This is a genomic window from Mesobacillus sp. QJM3NY_10 (assembly GCF_056173465.1).
The window spans coordinates 709,931-731,602 of record NZ_CM149675.1 but is presented as its reverse complement, the minus strand read 5'-3'; the positions used below and the strand labels follow the sequence as shown (position 1 = coordinate 731,602).

General features: G+C 44.1%; 23 protein-coding genes. 13 read left to right on the top strand and 10 right to left on the bottom strand.

What is annotated here, in order from left to right; translation table 11 throughout:
* Positions 1 to 22 precede the first annotated feature (22 nt).
* Both AC0VX7_RS03680 and AC0VX7_RS03675 read right to left on the bottom strand, forming a co-directional pair.
* Complete coding sequence (locus AC0VX7_RS03680; protein ID WP_475426728.1) at positions 23 to 2,203, bottom strand: beta-propeller domain-containing protein; 2,181 nt, start codon at positions 2,201 to 2,203, stop codon at positions 23 to 25.
* A 309-nt stretch (positions 2,204 to 2,512) separates the two neighbouring features.
* Positions 2,513 to 4,693 (bottom strand): bifunctional diguanylate cyclase/phosphodiesterase, encoded by a 2,181-nt coding sequence (locus AC0VX7_RS03675; protein ID WP_475426727.1) that lies wholly within the window; start codon positions 4,691 to 4,693, stop codon positions 2,513 to 2,515.
* A gap of 275 nt (positions 4,694 to 4,968) precedes the next feature.
* On the opposite strand from AC0VX7_RS03675, the gene AC0VX7_RS03670 reads away from it, so the two are divergent.
* The 3 genes from AC0VX7_RS03670 to AC0VX7_RS03660 are packed head-to-tail and all read left to right on the top strand — an operon-like array spanning position 4,969 to position 6,364.
* The gene (locus AC0VX7_RS03670; protein WP_215035715.1) at positions 4,969 to 5,172 is read left to right on the top strand and encodes a helix-turn-helix transcriptional regulator; all 204 of its coding nucleotides are present in this window, start codon (positions 4,969 to 4,971) and stop codon (positions 5,170 to 5,172) included.
* 2 nt (positions 5,173 to 5,174) lie between these two features.
* Positions 5,175 to 5,600, top strand: a complete 426-nt coding sequence (locus tag AC0VX7_RS03665) for a hypothetical protein (RefSeq protein ID WP_475426726.1) — start codon at positions 5,175 to 5,177, stop codon at positions 5,598 to 5,600.
* Between the two features lie 14 nt (positions 5,601 to 5,614).
* Positions 5,615 to 6,364 carry a hypothetical protein gene (locus AC0VX7_RS03660; RefSeq protein ID WP_475426725.1) on the top strand — a complete coding sequence of 250 codons (750 nt, stop codon included), beginning with the start codon at positions 5,615 to 5,617 and terminating at the stop codon, positions 6,362 to 6,364.
* 15 nt (positions 6,365 to 6,379) lie between these two features.
* Here AC0VX7_RS03660 and AC0VX7_RS03655 read toward each other — a convergent pair whose 3' ends face one another.
* From AC0VX7_RS03655 to AC0VX7_RS03645, 3 genes are all read right to left on the bottom strand, one after another.
* Positions 6,380 to 6,781, bottom strand: a complete 402-nt coding sequence (locus AC0VX7_RS03655; RefSeq protein WP_475426724.1) for a hypothetical protein — start codon at positions 6,779 to 6,781, stop codon at positions 6,380 to 6,382.
* A gap of 125 nt (positions 6,782 to 6,906) precedes the next feature.
* Positions 6,907 to 7,227 carry a YknW family membrane protein gene (gene yknW, locus AC0VX7_RS03650; RefSeq protein ID WP_475428068.1) on the bottom strand — a complete coding sequence of 107 codons (321 nt, stop codon included), beginning with the start codon at positions 7,225 to 7,227 and terminating at the stop codon, positions 6,907 to 6,909.
* Between the two features lie 104 nt (positions 7,228 to 7,331).
* The gene (locus AC0VX7_RS03645) at positions 7,332 to 7,568 is read right to left on the bottom strand and encodes an ABC transporter (protein WP_215035727.1); all 237 of its coding nucleotides are present in this window, start codon (positions 7,566 to 7,568) and stop codon (positions 7,332 to 7,334) included.
* Between the two features lie 175 nt (positions 7,569 to 7,743).
* On the opposite strand from AC0VX7_RS03645, the gene AC0VX7_RS03640 reads away from it, so the two are divergent.
* Positions 7,744 to 9,477 (top strand): ABC transporter ATP-binding protein, encoded by a 1,734-nt coding sequence (locus tag AC0VX7_RS03640; protein WP_475426723.1) that lies wholly within the window; start codon positions 7,744 to 7,746, stop codon positions 9,475 to 9,477.
* Between the two features lie 99 nt (positions 9,478 to 9,576).
* On the opposite strand, the gene AC0VX7_RS03635 is transcribed toward AC0VX7_RS03640, so the two are convergent.
* Positions 9,577 to 10,812 (bottom strand): helix-turn-helix domain-containing protein, encoded by a 1,236-nt coding sequence (locus AC0VX7_RS03635; protein ID WP_475426722.1) that lies wholly within the window; start codon positions 10,810 to 10,812, stop codon positions 9,577 to 9,579.
* Between the two features lie 199 nt (positions 10,813 to 11,011).
* On the opposite strand from AC0VX7_RS03635, the gene AC0VX7_RS03630 reads away from it, so the two are divergent.
* Together AC0VX7_RS03630 and AC0VX7_RS03625 are read left to right on the top strand one after the other, a co-directional pair.
* The gene (locus AC0VX7_RS03630; RefSeq protein WP_475426721.1) at positions 11,012 to 11,371 is read left to right on the top strand and encodes a hypothetical protein; all 360 of its coding nucleotides are present in this window, start codon (positions 11,012 to 11,014) and stop codon (positions 11,369 to 11,371) included.
* Complete coding sequence (locus AC0VX7_RS03625) at positions 11,371 to 12,936, top strand: sodium/solute symporter (protein ID WP_475426720.1); 1,566 nt, start codon at positions 11,371 to 11,373, stop codon at positions 12,934 to 12,936. The genes AC0VX7_RS03630 and AC0VX7_RS03625 overlap by 1 nt, the downstream gene beginning before the upstream one ends.
* Before the next feature lie 50 nt (positions 12,937 to 12,986).
* Here AC0VX7_RS03625 and AC0VX7_RS03620 read toward each other — a convergent pair whose 3' ends face one another.
* Positions 12,987 to 14,078 carry a mechanosensitive ion channel family protein gene (locus AC0VX7_RS03620; RefSeq protein ID WP_475426719.1) on the bottom strand — a complete coding sequence of 364 codons (1,092 nt, stop codon included), beginning with the start codon at positions 14,076 to 14,078 and terminating at the stop codon, positions 12,987 to 12,989.
* A gap of 169 nt (positions 14,079 to 14,247) precedes the next feature.
* On the opposite strand from AC0VX7_RS03620, the gene AC0VX7_RS03615 reads away from it, so the two are divergent.
* The 7 genes from AC0VX7_RS03615 to AC0VX7_RS03585 all read left to right on the top strand — a co-directional run bounded on the left by AC0VX7_RS03615 (position 14,248) and on the right by AC0VX7_RS03585 (position 18,827).
* On the top strand, positions 14,248 to 15,477 hold the full coding sequence (locus tag AC0VX7_RS03615) for a DUF438 domain-containing protein (RefSeq protein WP_475426718.1): 1,230 nt from the start codon (positions 14,248 to 14,250) through the stop codon (positions 15,475 to 15,477).
* Positions 15,478 to 15,628: 151 nt separating this feature from the next.
* Complete coding sequence (locus AC0VX7_RS03610; RefSeq protein ID WP_475426717.1) at positions 15,629 to 16,126, top strand: DUF2269 family protein; 498 nt, start codon at positions 15,629 to 15,631, stop codon at positions 16,124 to 16,126.
* Between the two features lie 71 nt (positions 16,127 to 16,197).
* A complete protein-coding gene (locus AC0VX7_RS03605) occupies positions 16,198 to 16,566 on the top strand; it encodes a PH domain-containing protein (protein ID WP_475426716.1) in 369 nt (122 codons plus the stop codon).
* A 442-nt stretch (positions 16,567 to 17,008) separates the two neighbouring features.
* Complete coding sequence (locus tag AC0VX7_RS03600; protein ID WP_475426715.1) at positions 17,009 to 17,224, top strand: DUF1659 domain-containing protein; 216 nt, start codon at positions 17,009 to 17,011, stop codon at positions 17,222 to 17,224.
* A gap of 36 nt (positions 17,225 to 17,260) precedes the next feature.
* Positions 17,261 to 17,479: a DUF2922 domain-containing protein gene (locus AC0VX7_RS03595; protein WP_475426714.1), complete on the top strand. Its 219-nt coding sequence runs from the start codon at positions 17,261 to 17,263 to the stop codon at positions 17,477 to 17,479.
* 69 nt (positions 17,480 to 17,548) lie between these two features.
* Positions 17,549 to 17,740: a YvrJ family protein gene (locus tag AC0VX7_RS03590; RefSeq protein ID WP_215035743.1), complete on the top strand. Its 192-nt coding sequence runs from the start codon at positions 17,549 to 17,551 to the stop codon at positions 17,738 to 17,740.
* A 181-nt stretch (positions 17,741 to 17,921) separates the two neighbouring features.
* Positions 17,922 to 18,827 carry a hypothetical protein gene (locus AC0VX7_RS03585; RefSeq protein WP_475426713.1) on the top strand — a complete coding sequence of 302 codons (906 nt, stop codon included), beginning with the start codon at positions 17,922 to 17,924 and terminating at the stop codon, positions 18,825 to 18,827.
* 64 nt (positions 18,828 to 18,891) lie between these two features.
* On the opposite strand, the gene AC0VX7_RS03580 is transcribed toward AC0VX7_RS03585, so the two are convergent.
* The 3 genes from AC0VX7_RS03580 to AC0VX7_RS03570 form a co-directional block, all read right to left on the bottom strand.
* Complete coding sequence (locus AC0VX7_RS03580; RefSeq protein WP_475426712.1) at positions 18,892 to 19,749, bottom strand: AraC family transcriptional regulator; 858 nt, start codon at positions 19,747 to 19,749, stop codon at positions 18,892 to 18,894.
* 174 nt (positions 19,750 to 19,923) lie between these two features.
* The gene (locus AC0VX7_RS03575; RefSeq protein ID WP_475426711.1) at positions 19,924 to 20,541 is read right to left on the bottom strand and encodes an acetate uptake transporter; all 618 of its coding nucleotides are present in this window, start codon (positions 20,539 to 20,541) and stop codon (positions 19,924 to 19,926) included.
* Between the two features lie 379 nt (positions 20,542 to 20,920).
* Complete coding sequence (locus tag AC0VX7_RS03570) at positions 20,921 to 21,649, bottom strand: YwaF family protein (RefSeq protein WP_475426710.1); 729 nt, start codon at positions 21,647 to 21,649, stop codon at positions 20,921 to 20,923.
* Positions 21,650 to 21,672 lie beyond the last annotated feature (23 nt).

Genomic DNA, 21,672 nt, shown 5'->3' with positions numbered 1-21,672 from the left:
AAGTGCAGAAGTGCCTTCTTTTTTAAAACTCCAACTCCCCAACCTTTTCATAACTGCCCATTTTATGACTTGTAATTTTTTCGGCGGACAGGGCGTACATTGTGTCTCCGATATAGAGCAGGCGCTGAATTTGGTGCTCCCATTCTTCGTAATACGGCATGTCACCGTTGATATGGGTTATTTTTGAATTAAGGTGGATACCAGTTTCAGGGTCAATATCGTAAACATAAGCCCCCTGATATTCAAAGATTTGTTCGTATTCATTCTTCTCACTGTTTCGGTAAACTGAAATCGGGAAGGCAAAGATGTCTTTGTCTTTATTGAACAGCAAAGCTTTATGGTCATGGTTCAATGGTGAGTAAGTGCCGCGACCCCCAATGATCTCAGTGAATTTCTCTTTCGGATTGGACATGTCGCTCACATCGAACAAGGAGATTTTAACTCCATCTGTCAGGATACGCGGCTGCGAGGCTCCTTTTTCAGCGACAATTTTCGTATCCTGGCCGAAGCCGATGATATGGTTTTCATCATATGGGTGCAGATAATTGCTGAAGCCTGGGATTTTCAATTCGCCGAGCACCTTAGGATTGGCTGGGTCGCTTGCATCGAACACAAACAGCGGATCTGTTTCTTTAAAAGTAACCATATAGATTCGGTCACCCATGAACCTTGCGGAATAGATTCTCTCCCCGCGCGCCAGCTCCTCAATTTTCCCTGTTTCCTTTAAATTTTTATCCAAAATATAGAGATGGTTACTAGAATGGCGTTGTTCATCCCACGCATAGCCTTTAGTCGTCACCACCCGGAAATAGCCATTATGCTCATCCATCGAGAACTGGTTCAGCACGGTTCCCGGTACGGTTGCGGAGCTGTGGTAGTTTACATCCAGGCCCTTAACCTCAAATTTATGGACATCGGTGTCCGGAGCAACCACACCTCGATCCTTCCGCTCCATATCACCATAATTCTCGACAGCCAGGTAAAGATTTTCCTTGGACATATAAAGCTGGTTTCCGCTGCCCAAATACGTGGTCATGGCCACTTCCTTTTTCGGCTGGTCGAGATCGAGCGCAGCAATCAATGTATAGTTCGGCTGGCGTGACTCTGGGAAATAATGAATTTCGTCATAATCAATACTTCTTTCCTTTGAATCATATGCGGTGTCAGAGTACTTCGGCCTGATATCAATCTTCCGGTTCTCCTTCAGTAGCCAGTAATCCGGATAATGCTGCGTGATCAGGTAGACAAGATTATCCACCTTCCTTGCCGAGATATAGTGACCCTCCACTTTGACTTCACGAACCTGTTTGGGTTCAGCAGGATTTTTGACATCATAAACAATGATTGTCGTCATCTGCATCAAAGGTGCAATCAGCGAATCCTTAGCAGCTTCTTCATATGGCTTGTAAATTTCATTGTATTGATGTCCAATGACCACGAGTTGATCGTCTTGCAGGAACAGTTGATTAGGCGAAAAATTTCTATCAAAACGGATTGTCGACAGAACCTTCATCTGTGCGCCTGGCACTGCCTGGATGATTCGCACCTTGTCATGTTCAGCCTGGAAAATGCTTTTTCCATCTGTTTTGACGATATCCGCTTCATCTACACCCTGCACCTGGACATTCGTTTCGGAAACATCCCCGCCGCCACCAGAATTATCAGCAGACATGGACTCCTCCGACGCTTTATCCTCGCCAGCCGTGAAGGACTCCTTCAATCCGCCAAACCAGTTCCGGGCCTCTTTCTCTTCCTCGATAATCTCCTCAAAGTAGCTCGCCAAATTCTCCTGCGAGCCAACCGTCGGAAGCGTTTCTTTTACAACGAACTTCCAGTTGTGCTCAGAGTTCAGCTCCCTGCCGAGCGCAGATTGAATCCCTTTTTTAAAATGAACGGTATACTCCTTCACTTTGAGGTCATAACCGGTTTTCGGAGGATGGATGTAGATGGTTTTCCGGTCGTCACCCAGCTCCAGCTTCGTGTCGAGCTTCTCTCCCTTGTCATTCGTCACATAAATTAAATCAGCATCGAGACTTTTTTCAGAGATTTTCTCGGAAAACTCTAGCTTCCACAACTTATTCGGCAGGACCACATGCTGCTCTTCCCACGCATTCACGACTTTGAACTGGGGCAAAGAATAAAATGCCACCGCTACTATTGAAACGAGCAACAAACCGCTTATTAACCACCATTTTTTCATCATTTTTCGAACCCCCTTGTAAAATTAGACGGGGATTGCTTGCTATTGTTTCAGGTTCCAACCTAAAAATTACAATTCAGGAAGAAATCTCATGAAAGAGCTGGCTACTTTGCTTTAAGATACGAAGTTCAACTTTACCGAGAAAATTTTTATAGCTAATAATCAAGTTTTATAGCGAAAAAATCTTTTTTATAGCGACTTTTTTGTTTATAGCGAGTTTCTAATTAATATAGCGAGAATCTCCTTTTTATAGCGAACTGGAAATTTCGCTCATTTTTTCCAATTGACTTGCATAAAAAAAGCTCCTCCGCATCAGGAAGGAACTTTAATTCCAGGAAATTCTTCTCCTGGCACGGGTTTGCTGAAGTGATAACCTTGAGCTTCATTGCAGCGGTGCTGTTTCAATACACCTAACTGGTCTTCTGTTTCCACGCCTTCTGCAATAACGGACAATCCCAGGTTATGCGCCATTAAAATAATCGTTGTGGCAATGTTTTCGTCGCTTTTATTATCGGCGATGTCCTTCACAAAGCAGCGGTCGATTTTCAAATGATCAATCGGGAATCTCTTCAGGTAACTCAGCGAGCTGTAGCCTGTACCGAAATCATCAATTGAGATATTCACTCCAAGCTCCTTCAGCTCATGAAGAATCACGCTTGCTTTCTCTACGTCCATTGTCATGCTTTCAGTAATCTCAATCGTCAGGAAGCGCGGCTCGACTCCGGCCAACTCAATTGTGTCTTTAATCATCGGAATCAAATCAGGCTGATAAAATTGGCGAATCGATAAATTCACCGATACCGTCAATCCATCCATTCCACTACGGTGCCAATCCTTGAGCTGCAGCAGGGCTGTTTTCAGCACCCACTCACCAATCGGAATGATCAATCCCGTTTCTTCCGCAATCGGAATAAACTGATCTGGTGATACATGACCAACTCTTTCATTTTGCCAGCGGATAAGCGCCTCCGCTCCTTTAATCTCATTCTTGCATAAGTTTACAATCGGCTGATAATGAAGCGCAAATTCATTACGCTCGAGTGCTTTGCGGAGCTCATTTTCAATCTGAAGCCTTTCAAAAGCTTTTCGATCAAGCAACACATCATACATCTGGTAATTATTGCGCCCCTGCTTTTTTGCCTGATACATCGCGACATCCGCTTTGCTCAACAGCATATCAACTTCCTCACCATCATCTGGGTAAAAGCTCATGCCTATACTCGTTGAGATGAAAATATCTGTACCATCAATGGCAAAAGGCTCCTCTAATGCCTTGAGTATGTTACGAGCCACAGCTTCAGCTTTTTCTTTCGTCGTATGCTCTAGTAAAATAGTGAACTCGTCCCCGCCCTGTCTTGAGAACAAGTCACCGTCTCCCAGGCAATCTTTTAATTTATCAGAAACATGCACAAGAAGCCGGTCACCAATCGAATGGCCTAGAGAGTCGTTCACGTACTTAAATCGATCGAGGTCGAGGAACATCAGACTCATTTTTTCTTCCTGTTCCAGATTTGTCTCGGCAATGGCATTTTGGACCCTTTCATCAAACCGTCTGCGGTTCGCCAGCCCGGTCAACGCATCATGATACGCCATAAAATCAATTTTTTCTTTTGCCCGATAGTGCTGAATCACAAGGCTGGTGAGGTCTGTTGCTTTTTCAATGATCTTCCGGTCCTTCTCGCGTGGAGATCTCGTACTGCAATAATACATGCCAAATGTGCCAATCACCCTCTGATCATCATCAAAAACTGGTGATGACCAGCAAGCCTTCAAATCATAGGGAAGAGCCAGCTCACGGTAATTCTCCCATAATGGATCGTTCTCAATATCTGTCACGACTACAGATTTTTTAAAAAAGGCCGCCGTGCCACAGGAACCAGCCGTAGGACCAATAGGCATACCATCAACTGCTGCATTATATACTGGCGGCAAATGGGGAGATGATCCATGATGCAATTTCATTTTCTCTTGATCAGCAATGAGGATGGAACAGTGCGCGCCGTCCGTGAAACTCTCGATGAAAAATACTATTTCATCAAGAACTTCCTGAAAACCAGCTCCCTTTGCCATCATTTTAAGGATCCGGTTTTGGCCTCTCACCATGGCCTCGAGTTCCTTCTTTTCCGTGATATCCTGTGCGCAACCGACAACTCCCAGGATTTCACCTCCAACCTTAATTGGCACTGCTGTGATCATCAGATTGACACGCTCACCTGTCCCCTTCCTTAAAATGACCGTTTCAAACCTCTCACGTTCTCCTCTTGTGACCCGTTTAAAATGCTTTATTGTTTCCTCAAGATAATCGTCATGAACAATCGATATAAAATTCATTTCCATAGCTTCATCAATGGTATAACCCGTTATGGCTACCGCCTCTTCATTAAAAACAATAAAATTCCCTTCTCTATCAAGGGCATAGCACCCATCATGGTTATAATCAAACAAGGATTTATATACCTCAAAAAGAGAGCTGTTATTCAAATCTGGCTGCATTGCAGTCACCCCGTCCATCTACATTTTAAGTATATACATGTCATATCGGCACTCCCTTACTATGGTTACACAGGTATTTTTTAACAGTTAGGTCTGTTGGACTAGTTTTCATAGGGGATGCTCAAATCGAAATCCCATAGTACCGTTGAAAAATTTCGTTGTTGATAGAACAGCTCATTAAGACATTAGTAATGTAAATAAAAGTTTACAAAATGCAAAGGATATATTACATTTAGGGTAGATAAACAAATATTACCAAAGGAGTAATCTTGTAAATGTTAAAAAACTCTGTTCGTGAATTCCGAGCAAGATTCAGATTTTCACAGCAAGATTTAGCGGACAAGATCGGCGTGACGAGACAGACAATCGGACTGATCGAAAAAGGGGACTACGCTCCCTCCGTCACCCTCGCATTAAAAATAGCAGCTGCCTTCGAAGTACCAGTCGAAGAAGTGTTTCGCTTAGAAGGAGAGAAATGACCATGTTAAAAAGAACTTTTCAATCACCGTTATTCAACATTGTTCTAATATTGGGCCTTGGTATCATCATGATTGGCAACCACTATTCCGACCATGTTCCCGCCTGGCTTAACATTGATCCGATGGTTTTGGGCATTCCGATTCTGATCATGATTGCGATTATCCCTCTCTATAACAAACGCAACCCCGAAGATCCGATAAAGGCCAGCCTGATCCCGATGGAAATGCGAGAAGAGGATGAGGGTTTGCAGTGGCTAACTTTTAAAGCGGCCAGGAATGTGTACATCTTCTTTGCCACATTCATCCCGATCGCCATTGCCCTGACAGCGTATTTTAATCACATCCCGTATTTGCCCATCATTATTTTTATCATCATGGGAATTACTCAGTACCTGATCTTCTGGTTCCAAATGAAACGTTACTCGTAAAAGGAGGAAAATGTATGGAGACTCGCCTGATCGTCACGGCCATCATTCTTGTAGTGTTCCTAGAAACTTTTCTCGTGCATTTGTTTCTTTTATACCGGAAAGGAAAAATCAATGAGAATCCCTTGCTGCTGATCTACAAAAAAGAATTGAAAATCCTTTTCTATGCTTTTTTTAAATGGAAACTCCCAGCTCCTGCCCAAGGTACTTTTTACTATCATAAAAAGTCGAACTACTTCTGGCTGTTTCTCGCACTCGTCCATGAACAAATCATCGAGATGATTGTTTTCCATATTTATTTAAGAAAAGAAGCGCCGGAAATCGCTCTGGCTATGCTGCTGCTTCACATATACAGCGTTTTTTACATAATGGGAGATTACAATTTATTGAGGAATACGCCGATCATAGTGAAGAAGGATCGGATCCACATTAAAATTGGCGTTAGAAGAGAATTAAATTTTCCCTTGAGCGATATTGAAAGAATCCAGCCCGCAAAATTGAAGTATAACAATAGCGGCGGAATCATCCATGAAAAGTCCTTGTTCCATGCCACCGCCTTTCCGCGGGCGCTCACCAGGATTTTCGGGATGAGTGATGAGGCGAAGTATGAGATTATTTTCAAAGAACCGATGATTGCAAGAGGATATTTCGGCCAGGAAAAAGAAGTGCAAAAGGTGCTATTCTACATTGACCAGCCTGATGAATTCGCTGATTTAATCAAAGAAAAACTTGTTCTTATGAATGATGATCGATTGGTAACGGTATAACGATGGCTTGTCATTTTAATTTTTTACGAAATTAGTGATGCTCCGCTTTGAAGCAATCGTTTTTCTGGCGAGCTGTTCTTTCCAGTCCTTCTCTTCCAGCTGGTATTCACCATTTTCATCTTTATAGGTCTTTTTCAAAAAATTGATCGTCCGGGCTTCTTCAGGAAGATTGATAGACAAAGGCCTTCCCCGCTTTCCTTCTTCATATATATAAAACTCAACAACATCGCCAAATTCCATGAAATCATCCAGAAACGAGATAAACTCAGGGTCCTCGCCTCCGTATTCATACACATATGGAAGAGAAAACGGCAGTTCCTTCTTGTACGCCTCACCACTTATAAAAGGATAATCCTGTCCCTTCACATGAAATTCCTCAATCGGCCTCATTGTTGCGATAAAATAATGACAGGTCATTGCGTTCACCCCTTTTTTGAGTCACTATTTATGAAATCCTTTCTTCATCTAGTGTAAAGTGGTATAAATATGTAACCCTGACACTGATTTTATGGAGAAAAAATTTAATTTAGCGACTTTTTTATTTATATAGCTATCGCAAACCCGATTCCAATCAGGAAGAATACGATGGCAATGCCCCATGCCCATCCTTTTGACAGGCCAGCAAGGCGGTGGAGACCAATAGCTGTCAAAATCGTCTGCCAGATGGAAAATACCTCGATCGATCCAAGCACACCAGGCTTGTCACTGTTCATCAATCCAACAAGGCTCGTAATGGAAATTTCCGGATTTCCGCCAATTGTTGCCCTAAGGAGCATATTCAGCAACAGGCCCGCCGCACCGATGATCATGATATGTGTGTTCATTGAAAATAATTGCTTGAACGTAACAACAGATCCCGCGATTTTTTCCTTTTCCTGAAATCAGGGTATAGATACTCTGGCAGCCATACGAAACATCAAAAAAACAGCCTCAAATAGAGACTGTCTATTCAATACTTTTTAAGCGTTTAGCATCGGCCTCCAAAACAACAACGCCATAACCTTCGTATGATGCAGTAGGCAAACAGGATGACGACGATTAATCCAATAATCCCTACAATTGTGCTTATAGTACCAGCCAATGCAGCTCCGCCAAGGACAAAACCGAGCAGTCCAAAGTAAGACAACAGAATCAACCCTACCCCCAGCAAGACTCCAAGAAACAATTCGAACACGCTGCACGCAGCATGAACACCGTTACTCATATGCTTCACCTCCAAACTATTGTTCACCTTCATCATATGCATGTACCAGACTGCTTGTTTATTTTTTATAGTAAAAGAGGCGATTATCATATCTATTTATGTCTTACACCCATATTTCCATCTATGCTGATAGTGGTTTATGATGTAATTATTCAGAACGAACAGGAGACTAGTAATGGAAAAACAGCAAACAAGCTTAAAGCCTTTCCTCTCACTGATTTTATCGACGAATATTCCGAAGGCTGCACTTTTCACCGGATTGGCTGCCAGTCTGATTACCACCCTAGCTGGCCTGGTGGTCCCGCTCCTGACGAAAAATCTGGTTGATGGCTTTTCTGTTGAGGCGATCAGCGTTCCGCTTATGATCGCAATCGGTACCGCCTTCGTTATTCAGGCCTTGATAAGTGGGATTTCCATCTACCTGCTCAGTTATGTCGGTCAAAAGGTAGTTGCGAGGCTGCGCGAACGGATGTGGTCGAAGCTCATCCGCATGCCTGTCCGCTATTTTGACAAGCAGTCCAGTGGGGAAACGGTCAGCCGGATCGTCAATGATACGAGTATAGTCAAAGACTTGATCACGAGCCATTTTCCGAATTTCGCCACAGGAATCATCTCCATCATTGGTGCTGTTGTGATTTTGCTCGTGATGGATTGGAAAATGACCTTGCTCATGCTCATTTCCGTGCCGCTCACGCTGGCCATCATGATGCCTCTTGGCAGGAAAATGGCCAAGATTGCACGTGGGCTTCAGGATGAGACGGCCGTTTTTACCGGACATATCACCCAGACTCTCGGCGAAATTCGCTTAATGAAAGCTTCAACCGCGGAAAAAATTGAAGAGGACAACGGCTATAACGGGATTGATAAGCTGTTCAACTTTGGATTGAAGGAAGCGCGCATTTTCGCGTTGATTGGTCCAGTCATGCAGCTGATGATCATGGTCGTTATCGTCATCATCATTGCGTACGGAGGAATGCGCGTAGTGAATGGAACCATGTCGACAGGGTCGCTCATCGCCTTCCTGCTTTATTTGTTCCAAATCATCATGCCGATCACTTCGTTCGCGATGTTCTTTACCCAGCTGCAAAAAGCAAAGGGCGCGACAGAAAGGATCATCGAGATCCTCGATCAACCACTTGAAGAAGGACAGGAAGGAATCGAAACTGATATTAGCAACCTGCCAATCACCATCGATAACGTCAGTTTTGCCTACAGTGAAGAAGAGCCGGTCATTGAAGGAGTTTCGCTGGACGCACAGCCTGGACAGATGGTTGCTTTTGTTGGACCGAGCGGCGGCGGCAAAACGACTATGTTTGGCTTGATTGAACGTTTTTACGAACCGACAAAAGGAGAAATCCGGATCGGCGACACTCCGATCCAGGAACTATCGCTCACCTCATGGCGCAATCAGATCGGCTATGTTTCTCAGGAAAGCGCGATGATGGCCGGAACCATCCGCGAAAATCTGTATTATGGGCTGGATAACGGAGATAAAATTCCCGATGAACGCCTGTGGGAAGTCGCAAAAATGGCCTATGCCGACCAATTCATTGCAGACTTTCCAAAGGGGCTTGATACCGAAGTCGGCGAACGTGGCGTCAAGCTGTCTGGTGGACAAAGGCAGCGAATCGCAATTGCTCGCGCCTTCCTCCGAGATCCAAAAATCCTGATGATGGACGAAGCGACCGCCAGCCTCGACAGCCAGTCAGAAGGCATCGTCCAGCAAGCATTGACCCGACTGATGGAAGGCCGGACGACATTTGTCATCGCACACAGACTCTCCACCATCGTCAATGCCGATAAAATTGTTTTTATCGAAAAAGGTAGAGTGACCGGGATTGGCACTCACCAGGAATTGATTCAAATGCATGATTTGTATAGGGAGTTTGCACAGCAGCAGCTGGCATAGGCATCACTTACACAGCGTGTTTGCCAAGCCAACAAAAAGGAGGTCCGCCGTCATGGTTGGACCTCCTTTTCTAGTTTTCACTTATTGTCCTAGCTCACCCTAAACAAAAATAATCTCCTCAGTTGCCCTGTAGTCCCTCGGTGACAGGCCAACGTATTTTTTAAATGTTCCGCTGAAGTAGTTGGGAGTGTTGTACCCTAGTTCTTCGGCAATGGCTTCTACTGTATGGTCGGTGTGGCGGAGCATCCAGACAGCTCGCTGCATGCGGACGAAGGTGACATACTCGACGAAGTTTCTTCCTGTTTCTTGTTTAAAAATGCGGCTGAAATATGGGACGCTCAGATTGATTTGATCGGCAACCTGCTTGATTGACAGGTCCTCCGTACAGTACTGGGAAATATACTCGACACACTTTTGGATTTGCATGTCCATCGTGATTTCCTCGAAATAGCGAAGCTGCAGTCTTTCGTATGGCGATGTCCGCCTTGCTTTACACGCTTCTTTGTACGAATGGTGCAGCAGCAGCGGTTCGCGATAAACCGAGCCTACACCTATATAAAGCTGAATCCCGTATTCATTTTCCAAAGACTCAATCGTCCCAAGGATTCGCTCCTCCCCCTCTTTCCAATGCTTCAATGAACCATACTCCGACGGCACTTGGAGCAGCATGAGGAGATGTTTCCTGTAGGACAGGAACGTGAGCTGATGCCCTTCAAACTGCTTTTTCAAAAACTCCTGGATGACCATCGACGACTGCCAGCCCTCTTGCATTCGTTTAGCCGGACAGCGGACGAATCCCTGAATAAAACAGACCACATTCGGAACAGCTTCCCCTGGCAGGAAAAAACGGGATTGCAGAAGCTCCTCCTCTGTCTTCACTTCCCCTGACAACAGTCTCCGTAAAAAAGCCTCCCTAAATGGCAAGGTGTTGCGCCCAACTGCCTGCGCCGCATCGAAATGATGGAATACTTCCTCGCTTTCTGCGAATCTGGTATTCTCACTTTCAATCTCTTCGACCGCTCGCTTTAATGTACGTATAAAAATTCGTTGTTTCACCGATTTTACCAGCAGGTAGGTCAACTTAAACTCGATTGCCAGCGGAGAGGTGTGCAAAAGTGACGGGTCCAGCAGCGGAATGATCCGGCAGCCTTTATTCCTTTTGCGGAACCGGTGTATTTTTACCCAATCATGCCATTTGTTCACTTCAATGATCGCGATATGTATATCATTCTCTTCGTCTACTAGCTTACAATTCTCCTGGCATTCTTCCAGAATCCATGCAGCCAGCTTCCCATACTCCGCTTCATCCTCAACACCAAGCCAAATTGATTGCAACCTTACCACCCCCTTGTCTTATTCACATGAGTGAATAAAAATTTAAATTATATTAAATATTTGTATATTTCTGATAATTTATTGTAAGGTATTGGACAATTCTCTATCGTACAATCAATTTAATGATATCACGGCTAACCTAAAGGAGGGAAATCTTGATAACGGGTTAGGCCAAAATTTTAACTAGGGGGAATCATATTTGGCAGGGGAGTATCGGGAGTATAATTATGTAGAGGCTGATACAATTGACGTCAGCGAGCTAAAGCCACTTGATCCGGAAACGAAGCAAAACATGAAAAGTGAATTCAGTACAGGCATTAAACTTACGCTCTTTTATTATGTATTCATTCTTTCCATTCCTATTTTGAATTGGTATGCAGGAGATTTCATGTTCTCCCGGATGTGGGGCGGCATGACCTACAGCTGGTTCTTCACAAGTATTGTCGCGATGGCGATGGCGTTTGTCATTGCACTCATCCATACGACTTTGTATGAGAAACGCCTGAAAAAACAAGCAGAACAATCCACATCTCCTGCTGATGGAAGGAGGATTGGCTGATGTCGACATTCATGGAGCCGAAATTCCTGTTAACATTGATCCTGATGGGGACCATTGTGTATATCACCTATCTTACAAAAAGAAACGCGACAGCTTCAGATTACTTCGTCGGAGGACGCAGCTTCGGCTGGTTCACCAACGGGTCGGCAATTGGCGGCGACTATTTGAGCGCAGCCACCTTCCTTGGGATTGCCGGCCTGACCTATCAGCTCGGCTATGATGGGGCTTACTATGCGTTTTGCTTCTCGATCGGCTTGACACTCCTGGCAATTTTCGTCGCTGGACCGCTTCGCAAGTTCGGTGCCTATACAGTCGCTGACTTCTTGGCCTACCGGTTCCATAGCCGACGCGCCCGCCTTGCTGCCGTCGCTGTCGTGCTCGCCATTTCCGGTTTTTATGCAGCCCCACAGCTCCTTGGTGCTGCGCAGATTCTTAGCATGTTTTTTGGGACCAGCTATGAATTCGGGATCATTTTTACCTGCTCTGTCATGATTTTCTATGTAGGAATCGGCGGGATGAAGGGTACTACCCTCAACCAGGCGCTTGAACTATGGATTCGCCTAGGCGCGTTCCTCCTTATGGTCGGCGCAGCCATCTGGGGCGGACTTCATTATCAGGATATCCTTGCATCAATTAATGAGTTCAAAGGAACGATCACAGGTACAGCAAGCTTAACGGCTGACGGAAAAGATATTCCGTTCGACGGTTCTGTCTGGACAGGAACAGGCAACTACTTCCCGTCATTCTGGCAAACCATTTCGATGACAATCGGGCTTTCACTTGGTACAATCGGGCTTCCGCATATCCTTTTGCGCTTCTACACGAACCCAAGTGCGAAAGCTGCCCGCAGGTCCGCCCTAATGGCAATCGGGATCGCAAGCGTGTTCTTCCTGTTCGCTGTTTACCTTGGAGTAGTTGGACGCTCAATCTTCTTGACTGGCAATGCTGATCCAGCTGTTGTGAAAGATCTGATTGCCGGTGGGAATAACATGGTTGTTCCATCAACAGCACAGGCCCTTGGCGGAGAATGGCTGCTCGGCCTTGTCATCGCCGGTGCATTCGCAGCCGTCTTTTCGAACCTTTCAGGCCTGTTCATCGCAAGCTCTGGTGCCCTGGCACATGATTTGTACGCAACATTCTTCCGTAAAAACATTACTGAAAAAGAGCGCGTAATCGCTGGAAAAGCCTCCATTATCGTGCTTGGTGTTCTATATGGAATCCTTGGCCTGATGGTAAAGGAAGCCTCCATCGGCCACCTTGTCGCACTGGCATTTACAGTTGCGGCCAGTACGTTCACACCAATCTTTATCCTGGGTATCTGGTGGAGAGGAATGACGGAAAAAGGAGCGATCGCCGGCCTGGTTCTCGGTCTCGTCTCTTCCATGTACATGATCTTCTTCAAGACGACACTGCCAGAGTTCCTGCAGTTCAACGTACCGGGAATCATCACTGTGCCAATTGGATTCTTGTCCGTTTACATCGTCTCAAAGCTCGACCGGAAGGTACCATCTGATGTGAACGAATTTATGAAACAAGTTCACTCCAAAGAGTCGGAAGCAGCTTAAATATTTTAAAAAGAGAAGCCAGGGATTGCTCCCCGGCTTCTCTTTTTCTGCTATATAGATTCAGCAACTCTGCCAGCAGACTCCCCCTGTGTCTCCACATAAAGTGTCCGACTCGGAAACGCGACGGATACTCCCTCTTCTTCAAGGATTTCCATAATCGCAAAATTGACTTCTTCCTTCACTGCCAGGTATTCTGCCCAGACGGTTGTTTTTGTGAAGAAATAAAGGAAGATGTCGAGGCTGCTGTCATTGTACTCGTCAAACTTTACAAAAATCGTATCCGGATGGATATCGTCGTTTGCTCTCAACAATTCTTCAATCCTGAGGATCGTCCTTTGCAGCTTCATTCTCGGCGTGTCATACGTAACACCAAGTTTGAAGGTAATTTGTCTTTTCCCCATTTTGCTCCAGTTTGTAATCGATTCATTTGCTAAAATCGCGTTCGGTACCGTGACAACGGCTTGCGCGAAGGTGCGGACTCTCGTGCTTCTGAAAGAAATATCCTCAACTGTCCCTTCGACACTTGGCGTCTTGATCCAATCCCCAATCGTAAATGGTTTTTCGGTAATGATGATGATGCCGCCGAACAAGTTCCCGATAGCGTCCTTGGCTGCCAGCGCAAACGCGAGACCGCCCAAGCCCAGCCCTGCAATAAAACCATTCACATCGTATTCAAATACCTGCGCGATAATACTTAAGCTGATCGCGACGATGATGAATCGAATCGCCTTCGAGAAAAATGGAATCAGGATCTGGTCGATCTCCATATTAAAACGATCATTGATTTTCATAAATAATAGCGATGAACCCGAAGATAGATTGTACAGCCCCCATGCAATCAGCATGATGATCGAGGCTCTGATAATCTTTAAAAATAGCGGATTCGATTGCTCCATAAACGGGAAATAATCCGCTGCAACATAGATTCCTATAATGATAAATAACCATCGAATTGGCTGCTCAAATGCGACGGTCATACTGGAGAAAAGTTCAGTCGGTGTCTTCTGCCCCAGTTTTAACATCAGCTTGAACACATACTTTGTGAAAAGCTTCCTGAACAAAAGGAATAAGAAGATGATTCCTACCGAGATCCCCAAATTTTTCAGCACTTCATAAGACAAAAGATATTCCCACCAGGTCATTTCATCCTCCCTCTCTATTTTTTACTCGTTTCATCATAACATTGAATTTCTATGAAAAAAACGTCAAGGAATGATTTGTATCACTTCTTTCTGTTTTGATAAGTGTTATTTTTAATATGAGAAACATTATCAGTTATATCCAATACACACTCTAGGAGGAAATATAATCATGAGTGAAATGATAAATAATCGTGAATTGAAAGCAATGGATCCTGCAAAGCGAAAGGCAACTTTAAAGCAGCTTTTCAAAGATCTGCATGATGGGAAAAATGTGAATGAGGTCAAGGCTCACTTCGATGCTTTTATTGGAAAAATAACCATCGATGAAATTGCTGGTCTACAGCATATCGAGCTGATTGAAGGCGATATATCCGTTACGGAAATGCAGCGAATTTATGCGGCACACGCTGACCTTTTTAAAGGAGCAATCGAGGAGAATGATTCAGTGTACGGGCCTGAAAACCAGCCTGGCCACCCTGTCCATACATTCGAATTGGAAAACCGTGAGATTGAACAGCTTTTACAAAATAGGCTTCGCGTTCATCTTGAACAATTTGCAATGGAAGACAGCGCTGAAAATATCAACCTGCTGTTAGAGGATTGCAACCTGCTTTATGACATTGACAAGCACTACAGCCGTAAGGAAAACTTGATTTTTCCTTACCTTGAAAAGTACGGGATTTACGGTCCGACGACGAATATGTGGCGGATCGATGATTTCATCCGGGACGGAATTAAGTTAGCTAAGAAGAAGCTGGCCAATTATGATGGCAATAAAAATGGCGTCATCGAAGAGGTTCAGTTTGTCCTAAAAGAAGTGAGTGAAATGATCTATAGGGAAGAAAACATCCTGTTCCCAATGGCACTGCAAAACTTTACCGAAGATGAATGGGTTAAAATTGCTCATGAAAGTGACGAGATCGGCTATTGCCTGACATCTCCAACTAAGGAATGGAAGCCTGCCCGAAAACACCTTGATGCAGACGCAATCTCTGAAGGCTATATCAAAATGGAAACAGGCATCCTGTCATTGAAGCAGCTTGAACTGCTGCTGAACCATCTGCCGGTCGATATTACTTTCATTGATCAGGACGATGTCGTCCGTTATTTTTCACATGGTAAAGAACGAATTTTTGCGAGAACAAAAGCCGTCATCGGCCGCACCGTCCAAAACTGCCATCCGCCAAGAAGCGTCCATGTCGTCGAAGATTTGCTGCGCGACTTCAAAGCAGGCAAAAAAGACACCGAAGACTTCTGGATCAAGGTCCGCGACAAATTTGTATACATCCGCTATTTCGCGGTTCGGGATGAGGACAATCAATATATCGGCACCCTTGAATTCACGCAGAACATCAATCCGATTCAGGCACTTGAAGGAGAAAAACGGATTCTTTCTTAAACTTACACTAGGCAACAGCCCACCACGGCTGTTGTCTTTTTTTGCCTAAAAATACGACCACAGTCTTAGCAGATATTAAGCCTGTGGCACATTATGAAATTACTTTTCTATCACTATAATGAGAGACGATTAATAGATTGGGGGATTCAACATGAGAAAAATCGGACCTAAAAGTTTGAAATGGTTGAAAATGATTCATGTTTTTCTAGTGGTATTATTCTTTGGCGGGATATTGAGTTCCGTGGCGTTAAATCTCCACATTGATTTCACTCGATATGACGAGGCTTACCTCGGTTATAAAAACATCGTTACCATCAGTGACCAGATTGTCAGATGGGGTGCAATTGGAACATTACTTGTCGGGTTCACGTATGGTTTTTTTACGAATTGGGGATTCTTCAAGCACCGATGGGTGGGCGTGAAATTCATTTTGTATATCATCCAGACGATTGTCGGCATTTTTATCGTCGACGAGCTGATGATGGAGAACATGGAGCTCTTGGAAACGCAAAAAGAGTCCGCCTTAAGCAATCCAGACTTTATTCAAAATCATATCGTCAGGCAATACGCTGTATACTTTCAAATTGTCGTCACTATCTTCATTTTCATCATTTCTTTTATAAGGCCCTGGAAAAAGAAAAAGATTTGAACAACACAGCAGGTATTCCCAATTATATACAGAATACCAGATGAGAAATAATATATTGGGAGGTTATGAAGATGGTTGCAACACAAGCGATTTTAGCGTGGACGTTTATCTCTGAATGCCCGATTCCGAATGACGTGAATGACCTTTTAGTAGAAGGGGAAAAGGCGATCGCCGCCTATAAAACCGTACGCGACAGCGCGATTTTTACCAATAAACGGTTGATTGTCAGGGACGCACAGGGTCTCACTGGCAAAAAGGTAGAAATCTACTCCCTTCCTTACTCTTCGATCAATATGTGGTCCACCGAAAATGCCGGCAGCTTGTTTGATGTGAATGCAGAGGTTGAATTATGGACCAGGGCCGGCCACATTAAGGTCAACCTGAAGAAGGGCGTAGATATCCGCAAGTTTGATAAGTTGATAGCTGAAGCGATATTGTAATTTGATTAAAGCATCCCTCGTCATGACAGGGGGATGCTTTTGTTTTGGTTCCATGCCTGCCGACAGGAGAAAACCTCCTCGTCAGATAAAGCGTTCTATCGGACATTCTCCTCTTCTTTACCGCCCAGTTTGTCCAATAGAGCCCATCTATCGGACATTCTCTGCTTCTTTCCCGACCGTTTTGTCCAATAGAGCTCTTCTATCGGACATTCTCCTCTTCTTTCCCCTTCAGTTTGTCCGATAGAGCCTTCCTATCCGACAGTTCCCTCTTCTTTTCCGTCCAGTTTGTCCGATAGGGCCTTTCTATCGGACAGTTTCCTCTTTTTTCCTGCTCAGTTTGTCCGATAGAGCACAAATGGCGGCCACTTAATTAAATATTTTATCCCACCCTGTCCTTTTCCCCTCCCCGCCTGTATATAGAAGGTGAAAGGAGGTGAGGCAAATGGCAATGGCGATGTTGAAGGATTCTAATATCAGGCTGATGTTTGAAGCGGGTGTTGATGAGAAGGGCGAGCCAATCTTCAAGGGCAAGACTTACCGCTATGTGAGAAAGGAAGCTACTGCTGACCAGGTTCAGCAGGCGGCTGTGGCACTTCGTGGCCTTAGCGCGAACTTGTTAAGCTCTGTGGAGCGTAACGACAGCTTCGATATCATCTAATCTGGCAATCTACTAATTCTATAGGAGGTGAAAAAAATGGCTAAGACACTTGAGTTGCAATTCGCTACTGATCTTGGCAAGTATGCCAAGCTTACGGTTGATAACCCGACGGAGCCGGTTGATCCAGCAGCGGTCAAGCTGGCAATGGAGCAAATCATCGCTTCCAACGCATTCCTGCCAACGAATGGAACCCTTGTTTCCGTTCACAGCGCACGCATCGTCGAACGCAACGTAACCGAATACGAACTAGTGTAATGAAAGTGAGCCGGTCTTCTTCTAGAGACCGGCTCTTGTTTTAAAGATTTTAGGGAGGAGGAAACGCACATGGAGCAGCTGATTCCGTTCATCAGCGATGTTGGGTTCCCGATTGTCGTGACGCTGTACTTGCTTCATCGAATCGAAGCAAAGCTGGATACTGTCGTCCAATCGATCCAGAACCTGCCCGTAAGATTGCAGGAAAGGCAAGAGCCAGAGCTGGTTTATACCCAAAAGACAATCCAGGAAATCAATCACTAAACATCTGAAACCATCACTCTTTTTTAATAAAGAGGGTGGTTTTTTCATTTAATCAAACGTTTGATTAAATTATTTGCGTAATTATAAAAGAATTATTGGAATTATATGTTAAAATGTAATCAATAATTTATTCGACTTGTTTTGATTGGCTGACTGACTTGAAGGCTTAAGGGGGGCAAAAATGGCAGCTATTATTTATAATGTCATTTTAATTGCTAGTTTCATATTTTTATTGCAGAAAAAAGACGATACAGAAGCCTATTTTCCGTTAAAGATCATTGGATACTTTTTATTAGGTTCGTTTGCCTTTAATTTGAATCAAGTCTCTCTTCCGCTTGGGTTTATCTTGTACCTCCTATTTTTTCGTCCCAAGTTAAATGCACATGTAAAACGGATGGCTGCTGTTCTTGGTGTTTTTTCCTTTATCATTGTCTATTGGATTTTCCCGTTTGGCATTAACCAATGGGAGAATCGCTCCATTTTTATCGAGCATGAACTTGGCTCCGTCTATACGATAGATTTTCAGGATGAATCTGAGCTGATCAAGCAGGAATTAAGCTTGGAGAACCACTTTTTGAAGCTTGGAGAATTTAGAGTGGAATATCTTGAAGATGGCAGCATTACAGACATAAGCTGGCAACTGGTCCGACAAGATGACAATAACTTTACCCTTTATTATATTCAATATGACCCCGGCAAAAGCAGGTATCAGGTTACCAAAAGCACGGCCGATACATGGCTCCAGTATGATCGATTAACGGGTGTTGACCGATTCTTTGAAAATCTTGATGTACTTGATATTAAGGAACTTACGAAGTCAAAGGGCAGTTTTTCCTTCTATGTTATCCAAGGTTCTGGGGAACGAGTCTTTTTTGCAGAAGAAGAAAATCGAACTGATTTCTTTGTATCAAATGGAGAAATCCGGTTACTAGATCATAAGCAATTGCCAGTTGAAGGTTATATTGTTTCAACCTTTGCAATGAAGAAAATGGAAGAAGAAAAAGATGATCAAGGAAGAATAGTACATGAAAGCTTTGAAGGAACCGAGTCATCTAGTTATCTATTTGATGTAGAGTTTGGGGAGTAAAAAAGCTAGACAAAGAGAGCGGCCTTTCACCGCTCTCTTATACACTATTTGGCAGTGCCATCCCTTACTTAACCGGAATCCAAATCTCAGAATAATAGTCAGGATCAGCTGAATTCCCTGCTGGATAAACCTCCAGCTCTGGTGTGCCAGCATGCTCGAACCCGCTGGACGGGAACCATTCCGTGAAGATTTGCTTCCACACCTTTTGCATGGCGTCTGGCATCGCTCCGTGTACTTCGAAGATCGCCCACTTGGATGGAGGGATCTCCATTTTCAGAAAGCCATCAGGCGTTTCACCGTCATATGCCGCAGCTACCCAATAATCCATCTGTTTATCCTGGTTGTTTTTATCCACACATACACCAAGAACTCCTTTTACAGGCCCATTGTTTTTACAGAGCAATTCATCACAGGTGCCATCATTGTTTACCTGATCCCACATTTTTGGAATCCCGGCCAGATTCTCCCCGTTACCATAAAAAAAACCCTGCTTAATCCCAATCACTTCAAAACTCTCCTGCTCCACCACTTTATATTGCATCGGTTCCGCTCCCTTCAAACTCACCTGAATCCCCAGGCGGCTATAAGATTTCAGCTTTCCAGTGTACTTCCTTGCTTCACTTGGAGAAATGCCATGCTGTCTGCGAAAAGCCTTCGTAAATGCTTCAGGAGTGTCATAGCCATATTTCAGCGCAAGGTCAATGATCTTTGCTTCGGTGTTGCATAGTTCACCGGCTGCCAGCGTCAACCGCCTCCGTCTGATGTACTCGCCAATAGAAATATCCGTTAAAATGGCAAACGTCCGCTGAAAGTGAAATGAAGATGAATTTGCCTGTTTCGCAATAGCTTCCACCGTCATATCATCCAGCAAGTGTTCCTCCATAAAGTCAATTGCCCTCTGTAGTGATTCAATCCACGCCATCCAACTCACTCCCTTATAAACATCCTATCAAGTTTCATTTCGGCAATCCGGTCATTTTTTGCTCATGTTTGTCAGTATTTTCACCCACTGACCATTTAGTTTCTCCCTTCAACCCTCTCTTCCTTTTTTTTCGAAAAAAAAAAGCACTAAGCAATCATGCTTAGCACCTTTTCCTTATTTCTTAAAAATCCCGAACGGCTTGCCAATTGGCAGGACAACTCTTCCAAAGTGGGTGTTCAGCACATTTGCTGCTGAGCCGTAGAATGAAAGAATCGCAATTCCCAGTTCAGCCACGGCTGCCAGCATATGCGATGCCTCATAGAAGATATCAAATGAACTTAATGATAGGCCAATAAATAAGAAATCGATCAATACGAAAATAAAGAACAAGACTTTATTTGTTTCCAGGGCTCCAATCGTCATGAAGACACTGAAAATCAAATAGCCGATGAAGGCCATTCCTAATTGCTTCACATCGCCATCAGCTGCAAGGCTTTCACCGAAGAATCCGAGTTGAATCAGCCAGGAAGTTCCAACACCGAACCAGAAGAGTCCGAACGCGCCGAAAGCTGTCATTCCAAATATATTATTATGCTTGCCGTCAAGAATCGCAGCATAAAGCTGTGCTAGTCCACCAAGGAAAATTGCCCAAGGGATGATGAGTGATACGCCATCTGTGAACCCAAGTTTCTGGGACGACGCAACTAATGTGACCATGGCTAGTCCAAACAAACCTAGCGCTGATGGATCCGCTGTTGTAATTTTAATCTGTGTTTGATTCTGAGTATCCATTTCTTCTTCCTCCTATAAATAACTGCGCAAGCGCCTTGGTCTGCCCCGACAGGCGCTGGAGCTTAACAATTCTCAAGGTGAGTTGCCTACTTTCTACATTTCAAAAAACATACTTTTGTACTTTACAGGATTCAAGTGTACGAGTCAATATGATTTATTTGTCAGTTAAAAAATCGAGGAACTGTGGCGAGTGAGCATGGTCTTCGCTTTGCGCAACACATGAAAAAGAGACGGATTATGTTATATCCGTCTCCTTTGATTACTTCTATCAGCTTGTTCCCAAGATGAAAACCAAGTTAACCCTAAAAATCCAAATCATCAACTATACTGGAATCCTAACAGAAAGTTCCAGGATGTTTATTTTACAGTGCTATTTATCCTACTTATGATACACTCCAACCAGCCGCCTTCGGTTCTCTCTTTTGATCAGCTGCCACATTGGGATATACGTAATACTGAACACGATTAGTGCCGCAACTTCAAGATTCAGATAATACATGATGCCGCTGTCAAAGAAGGATAGGATGGTCTTCGCTTCTGTCGGACTCGCCAAATAGAAGAAGTTCGTATCAAACAGGAAATTGAAAATGAAGATCGGAACGGCAATAATGTTCACGACAAGATAAGTGAACAGAATGGCTTTGCGGGGAACTCTGTAGCCTTCAAAAAGGATGAAATATAATGCGGCAATCGGAATGGCTGAGTGGTTGAGGAAGTATTCAATATAGTCGAAATGAGGAAAGGTGTAAGACATTTCAGGTGTAACCATGGCTAAAACTGCCGGCAAGGTGCCAATGAAGTAAAGTACATAAAATCCTTTCACACTCTTTCTTAAAAACAAGTACATCGCCAGAAAGGAGCTGAGCGAACACATGTGTAAAGGAAGGTCACCGATTTGCCATTGCCCGGTCACGATGAGCCATAACTGATGAGAAACCTGGCACGCCACCAGAGTCCAAAATATGATCCATTTCAAAACATTTTTGTGCGGCCTGATTTGGTTTCGGAATAGCACCAACCCAAGACAAACACCAAAGAAAATTCCCAGGGTAACCAGGTGCTCAGCAGAAAACAATTCAAACCCCTGCATCCCCGTAACAGAAAACATGATGTCATCACCTCGCTGTACAT